This window comes from Pseudomonas sp. P2S-1 (assembly GCF_057197725.1).
Genome location: NZ_CM170068.1, coordinates 1867288 through 1882697, shown reverse-complemented (window position 1 = coordinate 1882697; position 15410 = coordinate 1867288). Strand labels below are relative to the sequence as shown.

Sequence of the window (15410 nt, the reverse complement as noted above, 5' to 3'; positions counted from 1 at the left end):
ACGGCCCCTTAGCTGAAGCTGTAGCGTGACAGCGGCATGCTGCGAATGCGCTGGCCGGTCAGGTGCGCCACGGCATTGGCCACCGCCGGCGCCGTGGCCGGCAGCGGTGGTTCGCCGATGCCGCCCATCTTCGCGCCGCTTTCGATGATCTTCACATGCACCCGGGCCATGCGCGCCGGAGGCAGGATCGGGTACAGGTCGTAGTTGCGTGCCCGCGGCTTGCCGTCGATATACACGGCTTCCTCCACCAGCGCCTGGGACAACCCCAGGGCCACTGCGCCATTGACCTGGGCGTCGATGATCGCCGGGTTGACGATGCTGCCCGGGTCAATCGCCTGCCAGATCTCGTGGACCTTGACCTGGCCGTGCTCGATGGACACCTCGGCGATCACCGCCGCTTCCGAGCCGAACGGCGAGGCCATGGCCACGCCACGGGCGCGACGGGTGCCGTCTTCGGCGACATACGGGCCGCGTTTCCAACCGCCGGACAACTCGCCCACGGCCTTGAGCAGGGTGGTCAGGCGCGGGTTGTCGCGCAGCAGTTTCAGGCGCAGGTCGAAGGGGTCGTGCTTACCCTGGTCGGCCAGTTCGTCGAGGAAGGCTTCGTAGAAGAAGTCGTTCAGCGAGTTGCCCACCGAGCGCCAGTAGCCCAGCATCGCCGGGCCTTTCACGTAGTTCTGGGCGATACGCCGGTTGGCGATGGCGTAGGCCTTGCCGGCCAGGCCCTCGACGGCCGTGTTGTCGATTTTTTCCCCTTGCTTGCCGGCGATGGCTTCGGTTGGGCCTTCGGTGGCGCTGACGGCTTCCAGTGCTATCGGCAAGCCATCCTGGTCCAGCGCGGCGCGGAACCTGACCACGGCCATGGGCCGCAGGGCATCACGGACGAACTCTTCCTCGCGGCTCCAGATCAGCTTGATCGGGCGCCCGGTGGCCTTGGCCAGTTCGATGGCCTGGGGGTACGGGTTGGCGCTTTCGTAGAGGAAGTGGCGGCCGAAGAAGCCACCCAGCAGCGGCGAATGCAGGCTGATCTTTTCCGGATCGAGGCCGGTGCGCTTGGCGATATCGGCGCGGAACATGTCCGGCGCCTGGTTCGGCAGCCAGACTTCGAGGGTGCCGTCCGGGTTGAAGCGGGCGGTGGCCGACGGCGGTTCGAGCTGGGCGTGGTTGAGGTACTGGTTGTGGTAGGTGGCTTCGACCTTGGTGGTCGCCTTGTTCCAGGCGCTGGCGAAATCACCTTCCTTCTCCGCTTCGCGGCCCGGGCCGGTTTCTGCAGCCAGGCGCTCGCGATGGCCGTCGCTGGAGAAGTCCGCCGGCATGGGCCGCAGTTTCGAGTCGGGGCCGGCTTCCTGCCAGTCCACCTGCAAGGCTTCAGCCGCACGCTTGGCGTGCCACCAGCGTTCGGCGACCACCGCCATGGCGCCCGGCAGACGGTGCACGGAATGCACGCCCTTCATGGCCTTGACCTGGTCTTCGTTGCGCACGCTGCCGACCGTCATGCCCAGGCGCGGCGCGTGCTGCACGGCGGCATGGAGCATGCCCTCGACCTTGATATCGATGCTGTACACGGCCTTGCCGGTGGACTTGTCGTAGGCATCGACGCGCTGTACCGGCTTGCCGATCCAGCGGAACTGGCTCGGGTCGCGCAGCGGCACGCTGTCGGCGTTCGGCACCGGCAGGTCCATGGCCCGTTCGGCCAGTTCGCCGTAGCCGAGGGAGCGGCCGGACGAGGCGTGGATCACCCGGCCAGGTTCGGTGGTCAGTTCGCTGACCGGCACCTTCAATCGTTCGCTGGCGGCCTGCAGCAACATGGCCCGGGTCAGGGCGCCGAGCTTGCGCATGGTCGGGTAGCTGGTACGCACCGACATGCTGCCGCCGGTGATGCGCAGGCCATTGTCCATCACCACGAAGGCCGGGCCGGCCGGCGCGGCTTCGACGATGAAGTGGGCGGGGTCGATATCCAGTTCCTCGCCGACGATCTGCGCCATGGCGGTGTAGATGCCCTGGCCGCCTTCCATGAACGAGCAGAGCAGGCGCACGCGGCCGTCGGGGCGGATTTCCAGCAGGGCCGGGACCTTGATGCCGGGCGCCGCAGTCTCGGCGGCTTCGACGCGGCTGATGCCCAGGGGCAGGCCGCAGCCAATGACCAGGGCGCCGGCCGCAGCGCCGGCACTGGCGAGCAGGAAACGGCGCCGCGACAGGTTGACCGGCTCGCCGAGGGGCAGCTGTTCAGTGCTCATCAGGCAGCCCCCTCGTTGTTGGCCACTTCGTGGACGGCGCTGCGGATGGCGTTGTAGGTGCCGCAGCGGCACAGGTTGACCATGGCCGCTTCGATCTCGCCGTCGTTGGGGCGGGCGTTGTGCTTGAGCAGGGCGGTGGCGGCCATCACCTGGCCGGACTGGCAATAGCCGCACTGGGCAACCTGATGCTTGACCCAGGCCTCGACCACGCGCTTGCCGACGTCATCGGCCTCGACCGCTTCGATGGTGGTGATCTCGCGGCCGACCACGCCGGCCACCGGGGTCACGCAGGAACGCACCACATTGCCATCCACCAGCACCGAGCAGGCGCCGCACTGGGCCAGGCCGCAGCCGTACTTGGTCCCGGTCAGGCCGAGGTCGTCGCGCAGCACCCAGAGCAGGGGCGTGTCCGCATCGGCGTCGACCTGGTAGGTCTGTTGATTGATTCGCAGGTCCATGGGATCACCAGTCTTTTCGGTCGGTTGTCTGATCGGGCTTTTTATAGGCAGCCGTGCGCTTCGGTGCGTGAGCCCGTCGGGAAACGCTAGCACAGGGATGCATGAAGGATGACCGGACCGCTTCGCTAGGTGCTAGCGATGGGATTGATCAATCCCCCGTGCTGAAACATTTTTGGGGTGATCCGAACCCCGGCACCGGAGTCCTTATAATCGGCAGCGATAGGTAATGGCCACATGATGCTATTCATTCCAGGTAGCCTGAAATTCGATGACGCGAGCCGAACTGCTGGATTGTCTGCAACACACCGTCGGCGACTTCTACAAAGGTGAAATCGACGAAGCCATAACCCTTCATCTGGAGTTGATGCTCGATGACTACCAGCGCAAACCATTCTTTTACAAGAGCCTGTTGAAGTACGACCGCTTCATGGTGGTCCTGTCGCTGTTTGCGTTTCATTACCGCGATCCACTGACGCCGCTTTCCCAGGTCAGGGAGTTTTGTCTGCGGCGAGGGTACCTGTCGCGCAACAGCCTGGAGTCCTATTTCTCGTTCTTTATCATCACCGGCTACATGCATGTGAGTGTGCATCCCGAAGATGCCCGGTTGCGTATCTACCGCCCGACCCGCTTCGCCGTCGAGGAAGCCGCACGGCTTATCAAAGCCTATCTGCTGCCTGGTTGCCTGCTGACGCCGGGCGGCGGCGCGTACGGCAGGGCCAATGACGCGGCCACGTTGCTGCGGCGGTTTTTCACCGGCCTGGTGCAGTTCCTCGATGCCGACATTCTTCTCGACAGCCTGCTGCCGGGTGCCAAGTGGATCATGAACAAGGATGGTGGTCACCTGCCGATGCTGGCGCTGTACCTGGATGCTCTCAGGCACCGCCCGGCCAATGGTGGCTACAAGGTCTCGACCTATGCCGAGCTGTCGTCGCGCCTGTATGTGTCGCGAACCCATGTCATGCGCCTGGTCCGCGAGGGAGAGACGAAGGGCTACTTCCGCTGCTGCGGTAACACGGTGGAAATGCGGCCGATGTTTGCCGAGCTGGTCAGGCACACCATGGCGATCAATTTTGCGGTTGCGCGGGTCAGTATGGAGCTAGGGGCGGATGTCAAGGAAACCGAAGTGTTCAAGCCAGGCGCCGGACGTGTCGGCTAGTCAGGGACAGCGCATCCGGCTGCTGCTTCGCGAAGGCGTTATCGCTGCCCAGATGCTGGTGCTGGCCACCTGGATGCTGATCCATGTGGTGCTGTTCGAGCGGGCAGCCGGCCCGGCCGCCTGGGGGCCGCTGCTGGTTTCCGGGGCGCTGGCCCTGTTGCAGACCTTTACCGCGTCCGACCGGATCTGGCGCTTCTCCGGGCTGGCCTTCGTGCTGGTGGTGATGGTCGGCTTCAAGCTGATCTTCATCGAATACCCGCTGTTGCATCAGCGCTTCTCCCTGCCGCTGACGGTGCTGGCGGTCGTCGGTGCATCGCTGCTGATTCGCGGGGCCTGGGATTACCTGGTCGTGGCGGTGCTGACCTGGATCGTGATCGGCCCCTATGTGAACGGTGAACCCGACGACCTGTATTTCCTGGGCCTGTTCGTGGTGTGCTCCATCAGCCTGGGCTGGATCAACAGCCGCACCTATATCCGGGCCCTGAAGAACACCCTGGATATCGAGCGGCACTACCGCACCTTGTCGGAGACCGACGACCTCACCTCGCTATACAACCGTCGGGCGCTGATGGCGCGCCTGGAACGCTGCGTCGCGTCGGGCACCGGCGGGTTTTTCATGATGATCGATGTGGACGACTTCAAGAGCATCAACGACCGCTTCGGCCATGCTGTCGGCGATGACGTCCTGCGGATGCTGGCCGATCGGCTGAAGGCCATGGCCGTCGGGCATTGCGTGGGACGACTGGGCGGCGAGGAGTTCGGCGTCATCATCGATGCCCGTGACCCGCGCAAGGCCCGGGCATTGGCGCAGCAGTTGCTGGAAGGCGTGCGCGAGTGTCGCGGAGCACCGGTGCCGTTCACCTTCAGCGCCGGCCTGGTGCCCTTTGCCCGGGACCAGGACCTTTCCGAGATTCTCATTCATGCCGATCGCAACCTGTACAAGGCCAAGCGCGCCGGCAAGAACAGGGTGCATCCGGGCACCCGGGACAGTCATTCCCGTCAGTAAATGGAGTCAGCCATGTTCAACCGTCGTTGCCAGCAGGACCTGCGGGCCTGCCAGCAGGAGTTGCAAGCGCTTCAGGGATCGCTCGCCTGTCTCGGACAGGGCCTGGCCAGTATCGCCCTGGATGAGCGAGGGCAGATCTGTGCGGTCAACCAGGTGTGCGCCGAGGCCCTCGGGCGCCCCTCGACGCGGCTGCTCGGCATGCGTCCGGGCGAGTTGCTGGAGCCTGGCGCCGAGTGGTCGGCGCAGCCGCAGACCGCCACCCGCTGGCGCTGCCGCGGGACCGATGGGCGTTCGGTGATGCTGGGCCTGTACTGGCTGTGCGATGGCCATGGCGGTTGCCGGGGCTACGGCTCTGCCTGGCCGGTGCCAAGCCGCCAGGAGCGGGACGGGCTGGAGATGTTCCAGGCCCTGAACCGTTCGACGGCGATCATTCAGTTCAACCTTGAGGGCACCGTGCTGGATGCCAACGACCCTTTCCTGCAGGCCATGGGCTACGGCCTTACCTCGATCCTGGGCAAGCATCACCGGATGTTTTGTCGGGCCGAGGACGCCGCTTCGCTGGAGTACACCGAGTTCTGGCGGGCGCTCAAGCGCGGCCAGTTCATCGCGGGACGGTTCCAGCGCCTGGACAGCCGCGGTGAGGTGGTTTGGCTGGAGGCGACCTACAACCCGATCAAGGATGCGTCCGGCAAGGTCTACAAGGTCGCCAAGTTCGCCAACACCGTCACGGCGCAGGTCGAGAAGGCCGATCTGGTCAAGCAGGCCGCCGGGCTGGCCTTTGATGTCGCCCGGGTCACCGACCAACACGCGCGGCGTGGCATGGGCGTGGTCGGTGAAGCGGCCACGGCGATGCGCGATATCGCCGGTCAAATGCAGGCATTGACCGAGAGCATGGGCGCTCTGGAAAACCAGTCGCGGCTGATCGCGTCGATCGTCGAGACCATTGGTGCGATCGCCACCCAGACCAACCTGCTGGCGCTCAATGCGGCGATCGAGGCGGCGCGTGCTGGCGGACAGGGCAGGGGCTTTGCGGTAGTGGCCGATGAGGTCCGCCGGTTGGCCGCACGTACCACCGAGGCGACCGCGGAAATCTTCGATGTGGTCAAGCAGAACCGCACCCTGACCGATGCCGCGACCCGCGGCATCGAGTCCAGCCGTGCCCACACCGACCAGGTTCAGGCCCTGGCCGAGCAGGCCGGCAGCACCATGCTGGAGATCCAGCAAGGCGCGAGGCAGGTGGTCGAGGGGATTGGGCGCGTGGTGAGTGATCTGGGGTAGACGCGTGTGCCGGTCCATTTCTGGGGAGAACGAATCGCCGAAGACTGGCCTGTTAGCCTGACCTGAATTCAACAGCTATTGCGAGTGGAGGAAAACATGGCTGATTTGGTAGTGCGGGTGACGGGGCTACAGGCGAACACCGACAAAGCAGTGCTTCGGATGCAGACCCCGATGAAGCCGCTGGACAAGGAGGCTTCCGAGCTCGAGAGACAAGGATCGGATGCCATGGGAACCCTGTTTGCGCTGGAACAGGGCAAGGAAAACCAGCAGGATCTCCTGCGGCGTACTCGGGAACTGATCCAGGAGGCGCAAAAACGCTTGCAGCAAGAGCAGCAGAAGCTTGATCGGCTTGCCGCCGAGGCGGCGGAAAATCCCTCTGCCTCGGCGGCGTTGTCTGCCCAGCGCACTACTGTCTCGGCCGCCAATGCGCAACTGCTCGCCCTGCATGCGCAATTGATCCAGTTGATGAGCCAGGCCCCGGGGGTTTCGGTGGGTCGGGTCGACACGACGGCCTGAACCTGGTGCTCAGGCCAGGCGCAGTTCATCGATCACCAGGCACATCGCCCGCGACACCTCGCGCTGGTTGGAGTAGTACAGATGAAACCCCGGAAACTCCCGCCACCAGTCTTCCAGTACCGGCAGCAGCCGCCCGCTGTCGAGGTGCGGGCGGGCCATGCCCTCGGGCACGTAGGCCAGCCCGTGCCCATCCAGCGCTGCATTCATCACCTGGTAGATCCCGTTGAACACCAGCCGCCCGTTGACCCGCACGTTCAGCTCCCGCTCGCCCCGTTTCAGTTCCCAGGCGTACAGGTTGCCCATGGTCGGCAGGCGCAGGTTGATGCAGTCGTGGTTCATCAGCTCTTCCGGGGTTAGCGCCATCCCGCGTTCGGCCAGGTAAGCCGGTGCAGCGACGATGGCCAGGCGGAAGTCCGGGCCGATGCGCACCGCCTGGATATCCTTCGCCAACCCGTCCCCCAGGCGTACGCCGAAGTCATAGCGGCCCTGGACGATATCGGTGAAGGCGTAGTCCGAGTGCATCTCCACCTGCAGACGCGGATAGCGTTGCAGCAGTGGCGCCAGCTTTGGCCAGAGCAGGGTGTCGATGGCGTGGTCGCTGGCGGTGAAACGCAGGGTGCCACCGGGGCTGTCGCCCAGCTCGCTGACTGCGCGCAGTTCTTCGGCGATGTTCGCCAGACGCGGGCCTACCGCCTCAAGAAGGCGTTCGCCGGCTTCGGTCAGGGACACGCTGCGGGTGGTGCGGGTGAGCAGGCGGATGTCCAGGCGCTTTTCCATCTCGCGGATGGTGTAGCTGAGCATCGACTGGGACATGCCCAGTTGCGCCGCCGCCCGGGTGAAGTTGCGTTCGCGGGCCACGGCCAGCAGGGCGAGCAGTTCACCGTAACGTTCCCGGGCCATCAGTCGGTCTCCAGGCGCAGGGCGGCGATCAGCAGGCTCATGGCCCCCGATGGCTGGCGCCGGCTTGGGTAGTAGAGGTGCAGGCCCGGCCACGCCGGGCACCAGTCTTCCAGCAGGCGCACCAGGTGGCCGGAGCGCAGCCAGGGATCGGCCATCTCCTCCGGTACGTAGGCCAGGCCGAGGCCGGCCACCGCCGCTTCGACGCAGTCGGTGGCGCGGTTGAAGGTGAGTTGGCCATCGACCCGCACCGCCAGTTCCTTGCCATCGCGTTCGAATTCCCAGGCCCAGAGGTTGCCATGGGTGGACAGGCGGATATTGATGCAGTTGTGCCGGGTCAGGTCCTGCGGATGCTCAGGAGCGGGATGCCGGGCGAGGTAGGCCCTGGTCGCGACCAGGGCGAAGCGCAGGTCCGGGGCGATGCGTACGGCGATCATGTCCTGGGCCAGGGATTCGCCCAGGCGCACCCCGGCATCGAAGCGCTCGGCGGCAATGTCCACCAGGGCGTTGTCGATGGAGATCTCCACCTTGATTCCCGGGTAGTGCGGCAGGAAGCGCTTGAGCTTGCCCATCAGCACCGATTGCACGGCGTGGTCCGAGGCGGTGATGCGGATGCTGCCGGTGGGTGTATCGCGCAGTTCGTCGAGGGCCTGGAGTTCGGCGTCGATCTGCGCCATCTGCGGCGCCACCTGCAGCAGCAGGCGCTCGCCGGCTTCGGTCGGCACCACGCTGCGCGAGTTGCGTGATAGCAGGCGCACGCCCAGGCGCGCTTCAAGGTTGCGGATGCCATGGCTGACGGCGGTCTGCGACAGGCCCAGGCGTGCGGCGGCCCTGGTGAAGCTGCGCTCCTCGGCGACGGCGAAGAACAGCGGCAGGCCGGCGAAGGCGTCACGCAGATGGCGGTGTTCCATCAGCGACCGCGACGCCGCGAGACCACGGCTTCGATATTCTTGCGGCCGATCAGTTTCGGCTGCTCGGGCTCGCCCAGCCACTTGTACATCACCAGGCAATCGACCAGGCCGAGGCGGGCGTGGCGGTAGGCCTTGGGCAGGCGCCCGACCGTCTCGAAGCCGAGCTTGGTCCAGAGGGCGACGGCGACTTCGTTGGTCGACACCACCGAGTTGAATTGCAGGGCGAGAAAGCCCGAGGCGCGGGCCAGTTGCTGGGAGTGTTCGCACATCTGCCGGGCGATGCCGCGACCGCGGGCATTTTCGCTGACCATGTAGCCGCAGTTGCCGACATGGCTGCCGGGGCCGGCGGCGTTGGCCTTGAGGTAGTAGGCGCCGAGAATTTCGCCGTTTTCCTCGGCAACCAGCGTGTGCACCGGGATATCGAGCCAGAGATGGCGGGCCTGTTCCTGGGTCATGGCGGGGTCGTAGGCATAGGTTTCCCGGGCCGCGACGATGGCCTGGAAGGTGGGCCAGAAACGGTCGAAGTCGGCGGCGGTCATCGGGCGGATCTGCAGCATGCGGGGGCCTTGGCTGGGGGAGGGCAGCCGGCATTCTAGGGGATTTGCGTGGTCTGTGCCGGCCTCATCGCTGGCAAGCCAGCTCCCACAGGGTTCGCGGTGTACAAAAACCTGTGGGAGCTGGCTTGCCAGCGATAGGGCCCTGGAGCCTTACTCGGTCGCCTTGCCCACCGCATCCAGCGCCCGCGCCGAATACACCAGGGCCGCGCCGGCATTCATCGCCACCGCCACCCCCAGCGCCTCGGCGATCTCTTCACGGGTCGCGCCATGCTTCACCGCCTGCTGCGAGTGCACAGCGATGCAGCCGTCGCAGCGGGTGGTGACGGCCACCGCAAGGGAGATCAGCTCGCGGGTCTTGGCGTCCAGGTGATTGGTCTTGGCCCCGGCCGCGCTGGCGGTGGCGTAGCCGGCCACGGTGTCGGGCGACAGCTGCTTCAGATCGCCGATTCCCGCCATCAACTGCTTACGGTAACCATCCCAGTCCATCATGCTCATCGTGTTCACCTTGTTGGTTTGGATCGATCGAACAGTGAAGCTAGTCGCTTCCCCGCCGCCTCGCCAATGGTCGTTGGGCCTGAGCGGGTAGTGCTTTAGAACCAGTCGCCGGCCAGCACATTGAGCAGCGCCATCAGCGCGGCGCTGCACAGCACCACGAGGATCGCCAGGCGCTGGACCCAACGTCGTTGCGCGCCGTCGCCGCCGGCCAGTTGCAGGGCCATTTCGATCTTGCCCGGCGAGGCGAGGATGGAGATCGCCGCCGCCACGTTGTGGGTGGCCATGAACAGCAGCAGATTCGCTCCGAGCGACCTGGCGATCTCCGCCTGGGTCGCGGCGAACATGGCGTTGGAGCCGCTGCTGGAACCGGTGACGAAACCGCCCAGGGCGCCCACGAAGGGCGAGATCGCCAGGTAGCCCGGGCCCATGTCCGCCAGCAGCCGGGCAAGGTAGGCCGCCGTACCGCTGACCGCCATGACGATGCCCATGATGATGAACAGCCCGGTCACCGGGGCCACCTGCAGCCAGGATTTCCATGCCCGCCCCAGCGGTTCGGCGGGCACCCGGCCGGCGCAGAACCACAGGGCGGCGACGAACAGCCACAGGGCCGGGGAGGCGATGTAGTGCCAGGTTTCAGGCAAGCCGGAGAAACGCACCAGGCTGCCGGCAATCAGGACGCCGCCGAGCAGCAGGCCGTAGGCGTGCAAGGCGCGTCTGCCGATCGGCAACAAGGCTTCGCCGCCCGCCCGGCCGCCGCGCAGCAGGTGCAGGCAGATGATCGCCACGCTGCCCACGGCACCGGCCGGCGCCGTGCCGAACGCCAGGTTTGCCAGGCCCACGGCAAAGGTCAGCACCAGCGCCGACAACAGTGCCAGCAGCAGGGCTCGTGGTCGCTCGCCCGGTGTACTGACCAGCCACGCCGCGACACAACCATTGATAGCGAACGGCAGGACGCTCAACGCTGCCGAGGCGATCCCCAGCTCATCGAAACCCAGCCCCGCCAGGCTCGCGGCGATCATCGTCCCCGGTCCCATCGAGCCCCAGGGCACGGCGCACAGGCCAAGCAGGCCGATCAGCGCCGCATGCCGTGGCGTCAGGCCCATGTACACCAGCAGCGGAATGCCGATGGTCACGCCAATACCAAAGCCGGTTACCGATTCGGCGAACGGTGTAATGCCATGTACCACGAGCAGTACGGCGGCGACACCTGTACCGGCACGCCCCTTGATCCAGTTGGCCAGCGCCGCCTGGGCGCCCGCATGGCGCAGCACCTCGGACATCAGCAGGCCGCCGCCGACGATCAGCAGCACCTCCAGCACCAGCGGCAGCCACTTGATCGTGGCCACGCCGATTTCCGCTGCACCCAGTGGAAAGGCAATAATGGCCGCCAGCAACGCGGCGCACACACCCAGCAGCGCCGCATGCAGCGAACGGATGCCCAGGCCGAGGGCCAGGATCGCGGAAAACACCGGGGACGCTGCAAGAAAGGCATTCATCGTTCGAATTACTCAGGTTTGCGTTTTCGCAATTATATTTGCTGATAAGCAATTGGCAAGATTGAAAGGACCGGAATGAAAGACAAAGACGAACATGCGGAACAGGATCTGTTCGGCCTGGCCGTGCGCCAGCGTCGCCTGCAACTGGGAGTGACCCTGGATCAGTTGGCGGAGAACAGCGGGGTTTCCGCAGCGGCGTTGTCGCGCCTGGAGCGCGGCATGCTGAGTCCGAGCCTGCGCAACGCGCTGGCGATCGCCCGGGGGCTGGGCTGCGAATTGTCGGAGCTGATCGAGCAGGAACCGACCGAAGTCACCCGGGCGGGGGACAACCTGCGCTTCGTCGACGAGGAGACCGGGATCGTGCGCCTGGCCCTGGCGCGGCCTGGGCCGGATCTGGAGTTGCTGTCCTATACCGTGCCGCCGGGGGCGTCATCGGCCAGGTTCTCGCCGCACAAGAGCGGCTCGCGGGAGATCTTCCATATCGTCGCCGGGACGCTGGAAGTGCATGCCGGGGATCAGGTGGTGGTGTTGAACGAAGGGGATACGGCGACGGTGCGCGGGGACTGCGAGCACTGGTTCAGGAATGTGGGGGAGGGGGATGTGCGGATCTTGCTGACCATCTTCAAATAAGGTGGTGAAGCTGAGGGCCTCATCGCTGGCAAGCCAGCTCCCACAGTGTCCGCGTCGCTGCAGAACCCTGTGGGAGCTGGCTTGCCAGCGATTGGGGCCACCTCAGATATAGATGAACACCAGCGCAACCAAAGCCACCACCGCCCACTTCTCCGCGTAATACCGCGCCCGATTGCGCTTCTTCAGCGCCTTGCCGCGCTCGCGGATCTTGTAGATGCGGGTGAACAGCCGGTTGATCCCGCCGGTCTTGTCCCCGGCATCGTTCGGCGCCGCAGCCGCCGCCATGACATTGGTACTGAACCAGCGGTTGAACGCCGTCGCCCAGCGGTATTTCAGCGGCCGCTCGACGTCGCAGAACAGGATCACCCGGTTGTGCTCGGTCTGGTTGGCGGCGTAGTGGATATAGGTCTCGTCGAACATCACCGCTTCACCGTCGCGCCAGTGGTAGTTCTCGCCGTCGACGCAGATGAAGCAGGCTTCGTCGTTCGGCGTGTCCAGGCCCAGGTGATAGCGATAGGAGCCGGCATAAGGGTCGCGGTGCCGCACCAGCTTCGACCCCGGCGGCAGGGTGGCGAACATCGCCGCCTTGACCGTGCCGATGCTCTGCAGCAGTTCGGTGGTGCGCGGGCACAGCTTCATCGCCGAGGGGTGGCTCTCGCCATACCACTTCAGGTAAAAGCGCTTCCAGCCGCTCTTGAAGAACGAGTTGAAACCGACGTCGTCGTAATTCTGCGAGCTCTTGATCTCGCCGACATGCAGCAGTTGCAGGGCTTCTTCGCGGATCTCCTGCCAGTTGTCCTGCAAGGGCTTGAGTTCGGGGAAGGCCTCGGTCGGCAGGTAGGGCTTGGCCGGCAGCTTCGAGAACAGGTAAAGGAAGGCGTTGACCGGCGCCAGGAAGCTGGAGTGGTCGCCCAACTGGCGGGTGATCTTGTGTCGGACGCGGCCACGGAAATGCACGTAGGCAATGGAGACGGCGAACAACAGGACAATGAAGATTTTCATGGGCGGGTACTTGTCGATGTGGCGATGCGCCATGGCATAAGCCCGCCAGCATAATCAATTGCCCTGTGGGTTTGTACAAAATGTTGCAGTGACCCGACTCGACCATGGTGCAATGGCTCACCCCCGCAGCAGCCGGGAGGTGAGCCGTTTCAGCAGGGGCTCAGGGGTTGACGGTGATGAACGGGTCCCAATTCAGCCGTTCGCTGATGATGTTGCCCTGGCTGTCAAGCACGTAGAAATCGATCATGTACCAGATCTTGTCTGCGCCGGGCTTCTCGGCGTCGGCCTGCCAGAGGCTGACGGTAGTGCTGGTGGTGCCGATGTTTGGCGGATTGCTCACGTTGCTGCCTTTTTTCACGTAAGGCACCAGCACATCCTCGAACCAGTGCAGCTCCGGGTCGGAGATATCGCCCGCGTTGGCCGTTTGCTTGTTGCCCTTGTACACACGGGAGATCACGGTCGACCGGTCGAAGTTGCGCGACAGGGTGGTGGCGCGCCAGCGGATGACGTCGCCTTTTTTCACGTCGATCCAGAGTTCGTTGCCTCCGTCCTGTTGATCACCCGATGCACTGCCATCCACCAGCTTGCGTTGGGCTACCAGGTACACAGCGCCCGGTACCCGGCTCTGCTGGGTGCCACCGACCCCGTCGATAATCTGATCGGCGTCGACCACCAGCAATACATCCACGATGTTTCCAGACATGCATGACTCTCCATTGGTGTTGGGTTGACAAGGCGACCACGCCCGTTGGGCGCATCCCGGCTCCCGGTCCCTGGGTGCGGTCGCGGGATCAAGGATGGTTGATGGCTATCTGATGTCAATTCACGGCGGATGACAGGGGTTCGATCCGCGGCTTCTCCGGCCCTTGGCTATCCTGTTGAATTGTCTGGCAATGCGCCGATGTCCTGGGTCGTGATGAGGTCATGTCGCGCGGGCGCAATGGCTGAAGGCTTACGGGAACTGACGGCAACTCGTGTGGATTTCCGTTGTCGTAGCCCGGCTTCCGGCCCTGCTCCGAAGCAATTGTTCTATCGTTCCGAGGACCGCCTGCCCGGGAAAGGACCCAATGACCTTCAAGCACATCGACCTGCGCAAGATCATCCTGCTGTTTGCCCTGGTCACCGCCGGCGTGACCCTGGCCAACAGCTTCTATGCGGCGCGCCAGGTGCAGCACCAGGTGCTGGTGGACAACGCCCTGGAAGCCAACCGCGCCTATGCCGCCAAGGTGGCGTCGAGCATCGAGGCCTTTCTTTTGTCTGCGCAGCAGCAACTGGCCTACAGCGTCGATCAGATGAGCCGCGATTTCGGTGACCCGCGCCTGCTGCATGCCGAAGCGAAACGCATCCAGGAACAGGACCAGGGCTTCAACGCCATCACCATCGTCGACGCCACCGGCCATGTCCTTGCGGCCTGGCCGCCGTCCTTGCTGCACGACGGCCAGGCCCTGACCTCCAGCGGTGCCGAGCATGCGCTGAACAGCCGCGTGCCCCTGATCAGCGACGCCTACACCTCCAGCACCGGCAACCTGGTGGTGTTCATCTCGCACCCGGTGTTCGACGATCAGCAGCGCTACCTGGGCTTTGTCGGCGGCGCCGTGTACCTGCGCGAAAAGGGCATCCTGCACACCCTGATCAGCAACCACTTCTACCGTGACGGCACCCTCAGCTACGTGGTCGACAACAACCGCCGCCTGCTCTACCACCCGCAGTTCGACCGGGTTGGCAGCGTGGTCGGGGCCAACCTGGCGGTGGACGAACTGCTTACCGGCAAGAGTGGCGCCATGCAGGTGGTCAATACCCAGGGCGTCGAGATGCTCGCCGGCTTCGCCAGCATTCCCCTGACGCGTTGGGGCGTGGTTTCGCAAAAGCCCTACCGCGACACCGTGGCGCCGCTGGACCGGCTGATGTGGCAGATGTTCCGCGGCACGGCGCCGGTGGGCGTGCTCGGGCTGATCGGCATCTGGTGGATGACCTTGCTGATCACCCGGCCGCTGCGCCAACTGGCGGACAACGCCAATGCGATGAACGCCAGCAGCTCGCCGGAGCGCATTCGCGCGGTACGCGCCTGGTATTTCGAGGCGGACCACATCAAGCGCGCGCTGCTGCGCGGGATCAACGTGATGCAGGAGCGCATGGGGCGCCTCAACCTGCAGGCGCAGACCGACCCGCTGACCGGCCTGTTCAACCGCCGGGCCCTGGGTGAGGCGCTGGAGGTGATGGACGAGCGCAAGCAGGGCTTTGCCGTGATCGCCGTGGATATCGACCATTTCAAAGCGATCAACGACGGCCATGGCCACGATGTCGGCGATGAGGTGCTGGCGCGGCTGGCGGGTGTGCTGCGCGAGTGCTCGCGGGAAGGCGACCTGGCGTTTCGCCTGGGCGGCGAGGAGTTTCTCCTGCTGCTGCCAGACACACCCATCGCCGCCGCCGGGGAGATGGCCGAGCGCTTGCGCGGGCAGGTCGAGATAACGCGAATCGAGCCGGTGGGGCATGTCACGGTGTCGCTGGGGGTGGCCCGTTGTGCGGCGGGCGATGACAGCCATGCCGCGCTGAAGCGGGCGGATGAGTTGATGTACAGGGCAAAGCAGGGCGGGCGGAACCGGGTAGTGCTGGAGTAGCGCGCTGGCCTGCAGGCGTTGTCGTTCTGGAGGCCCGTCTATCTCCTGCCTTTGCGCGGCGCCTGATATTTCTGTCAGTAGCGCGAATGTTCCCGGCTGGTTAGCTTCATCGAACGGGCGGCCCGCTAGCGCCGCAGCACTCGATGGAGAACC

15 protein-coding genes and 1 pseudogene are annotated in these 15410 nt (G+C 65.1%); 7 read left to right on the top strand and 9 right to left on the bottom strand.

The genetic code is table 11. From position 1 onward, the window contains the following. Positions 1-8 precede the first annotated feature (8 nt). On the bottom strand, positions 9-2237 hold the full coding sequence (locus AC2CQI_RS08280; protein WP_484579845.1) for a xanthine dehydrogenase family protein molybdopterin-binding subunit: 2229 nt from the start codon (positions 2235-2237) through the stop codon (positions 9-11). Further along, complete coding sequence (locus AC2CQI_RS08275; protein ID WP_075803410.1) at positions 2237-2695, bottom strand: (2Fe-2S)-binding protein; 459 nt, start codon at positions 2693-2695, stop codon at positions 2237-2239. The genes AC2CQI_RS08280 and AC2CQI_RS08275 overlap by 1 nt, the downstream gene beginning before the upstream one ends. Before the next feature lie 268 nt (positions 2696-2963). On the opposite strand from AC2CQI_RS08275, the gene AC2CQI_RS08270 reads away from it, so the two are divergent. From AC2CQI_RS08270 to AC2CQI_RS08250, 5 genes and pseudogenes are all read left to right on the top strand, one after another. Next, positions 2964-3851 carry a hypothetical protein gene (locus tag AC2CQI_RS08270; protein ID WP_075803409.1) on the top strand — a complete coding sequence of 296 codons (888 nt, stop codon included), beginning with the start codon at positions 2964-2966 and terminating at the stop codon, positions 3849-3851. Continuing rightward, positions 3841-4857 (top strand): GGDEF domain-containing protein, encoded by a 1017-nt coding sequence (locus AC2CQI_RS08265; RefSeq protein WP_075803408.1) that lies wholly within the window; start codon positions 3841-3843, stop codon positions 4855-4857. The genes AC2CQI_RS08270 and AC2CQI_RS08265 overlap by 11 nt, the downstream gene beginning before the upstream one ends. Continuing rightward, a pseudogene (locus AC2CQI_RS08260) lies at positions 4858-5535 on the top strand (PAS domain-containing protein); the annotation flags it as partial. It lies immediately after the preceding gene. 141 nt (positions 5536-5676) lie between these two features. Continuing rightward, complete coding sequence (locus AC2CQI_RS08255; RefSeq protein WP_372239119.1) at positions 5677-6135, top strand: methyl-accepting chemotaxis protein; 459 nt, start codon at positions 5677-5679, stop codon at positions 6133-6135. Between the two features lie 96 nt (positions 6136-6231). Continuing rightward, complete coding sequence (locus tag AC2CQI_RS08250) at positions 6232-6651, top strand: hypothetical protein (protein ID WP_484579844.1); 420 nt, start codon at positions 6232-6234, stop codon at positions 6649-6651. Positions 6652-6660: 9 nt separating this feature from the next. On the opposite strand, the gene AC2CQI_RS08245 is transcribed toward AC2CQI_RS08250, so the two are convergent. The 5 genes from AC2CQI_RS08245 to AC2CQI_RS08225 all read right to left on the bottom strand — a co-directional run bounded on the left by AC2CQI_RS08245 (position 6661) and on the right by AC2CQI_RS08225 (position 11007). Next, positions 6661-7551, bottom strand: coding sequence for a LysR substrate-binding domain-containing protein (locus tag AC2CQI_RS08245; protein WP_484579843.1), 891 nt, complete (start codon positions 7549-7551; stop codon positions 6661-6663). After that, positions 7551-8459 carry a LysR family transcriptional regulator gene (locus AC2CQI_RS08240; protein ID WP_075803404.1) on the bottom strand — a complete coding sequence of 303 codons (909 nt, stop codon included), beginning with the start codon at positions 8457-8459 and terminating at the stop codon, positions 7551-7553. Before AC2CQI_RS08240 ends, AC2CQI_RS08245 begins: the two co-directional genes overlap by 1 nt. After that, complete coding sequence (locus AC2CQI_RS08235; protein WP_484579842.1) at positions 8459-9016, bottom strand: GNAT family N-acetyltransferase; 558 nt, start codon at positions 9014-9016, stop codon at positions 8459-8461. The genes AC2CQI_RS08240 and AC2CQI_RS08235 overlap by 1 nt, the downstream gene beginning before the upstream one ends. 150 nt (positions 9017-9166) lie before the next feature. Continuing rightward, entirely contained in the window at positions 9167-9511 is a 345-nt protein-coding gene (locus tag AC2CQI_RS08230) for a carboxymuconolactone decarboxylase family protein (RefSeq protein WP_075801701.1), read from the bottom strand. A gap of 95 nt (positions 9512-9606) precedes the next feature. Next, positions 9607-11007 carry an L-lactate permease gene (locus tag AC2CQI_RS08225; RefSeq protein ID WP_484579841.1) on the bottom strand — a complete coding sequence of 467 codons (1401 nt, stop codon included), beginning with the start codon at positions 11005-11007 and terminating at the stop codon, positions 9607-9609. Between the two features lie 75 nt (positions 11008-11082). On the opposite strand from AC2CQI_RS08225, the gene AC2CQI_RS08220 reads away from it, so the two are divergent. Further along, positions 11083-11637, top strand: coding sequence for a helix-turn-helix domain-containing protein (locus AC2CQI_RS08220; protein ID WP_484579840.1), 555 nt, complete (start codon positions 11083-11085; stop codon positions 11635-11637). Between the two features lie 102 nt (positions 11638-11739). Here the strand turns inward: AC2CQI_RS08220 and lpxO are convergent, their stop codons facing one another. Then, positions 11740-12639, bottom strand: coding sequence for a lipid A hydroxylase LpxO (lpxO, locus tag AC2CQI_RS08215; RefSeq protein WP_484579839.1), 900 nt, complete (start codon positions 12637-12639; stop codon positions 11740-11742). A 160-nt stretch (positions 12640-12799) separates the two neighbouring features. Then, positions 12800-13342, bottom strand: coding sequence for an AidA/PixA family protein (locus AC2CQI_RS08210; protein ID WP_075801704.1), 543 nt, complete (start codon positions 13340-13342; stop codon positions 12800-12802). Positions 13343-13706: 364 nt separating this feature from the next. On the opposite strand from AC2CQI_RS08210, the gene AC2CQI_RS08205 reads away from it, so the two are divergent. Continuing rightward, positions 13707-15257 carry a sensor domain-containing diguanylate cyclase gene (locus AC2CQI_RS08205; protein ID WP_484579838.1) on the top strand — a complete coding sequence of 517 codons (1551 nt, stop codon included), beginning with the start codon at positions 13707-13709 and terminating at the stop codon, positions 15255-15257. The last annotated feature ends 153 nt before the right edge of the window (positions 15258-15410 follow it).

Coding starts and splice junctions, on each gene's coding strand:
- AC2CQI_RS08220 (WP_484579840.1), top strand. CDS start 11,083: ATGAAAGACAAAGACGAACATGCGGAACAGGATCTGTTCGGCCTGGCC.
- AC2CQI_RS08205 (WP_484579838.1), top strand. CDS start 13,707: ATGACCTTCAAGCACATCGACCTGCGCAAGATCATCCTGCTGTTTGCC.
- AC2CQI_RS08250 (WP_484579844.1), top strand. CDS start 6,232: ATGGCTGATTTGGTAGTGCGGGTGACGGGGCTACAGGCGAACACCGAC.
- AC2CQI_RS08255 (WP_372239119.1), top strand. CDS start 5,677: ATGGGCGTGGTCGGTGAAGCGGCCACGGCGATGCGCGATATCGCCGGT.
- AC2CQI_RS08280 (WP_484579845.1), bottom strand. CDS start 2,237: ATGAGCACTGAACAGCTGCCCCTCGGCGAGCCGGTCAACCTGTCGCGG.
- AC2CQI_RS08245 (WP_484579843.1), bottom strand. CDS start 7,551: ATGGCCCGGGAACGTTACGGTGAACTGCTCGCCCTGCTGGCCGTGGCC.
- AC2CQI_RS08275 (WP_075803410.1), bottom strand. CDS start 2,695: ATGGACCTGCGAATCAATCAACAGACCTACCAGGTCGACGCCGATGCG.
- AC2CQI_RS08225 (WP_484579841.1), bottom strand. CDS start 11,007: ATGAATGCCTTTCTTGCAGCGTCCCCGGTGTTTTCCGCGATCCTGGCC.
- lpxO (WP_484579839.1), bottom strand. CDS start 12,639: ATGAAAATCTTCATTGTCCTGTTGTTCGCCGTCTCCATTGCCTACGTG.
- AC2CQI_RS08240 (WP_075803404.1), bottom strand. CDS start 8,459: ATGGAACACCGCCATCTGCGTGACGCCTTCGCCGGCCTGCCGCTGTTC.
- AC2CQI_RS08270 (WP_075803409.1), top strand. CDS start 2,964: ATGACGCGAGCCGAACTGCTGGATTGTCTGCAACACACCGTCGGCGAC.
- AC2CQI_RS08230 (WP_075801701.1), bottom strand. CDS start 9,511: ATGAGCATGATGGACTGGGATGGTTACCGTAAGCAGTTGATGGCGGGA.
- AC2CQI_RS08235 (WP_484579842.1), bottom strand. CDS start 9,016: ATGCTGCAGATCCGCCCGATGACCGCCGCCGACTTCGACCGTTTCTGG.
- AC2CQI_RS08210 (WP_075801704.1), bottom strand. CDS start 13,342: ATGTCTGGAAACATCGTGGATGTATTGCTGGTGGTCGACGCCGATCAG.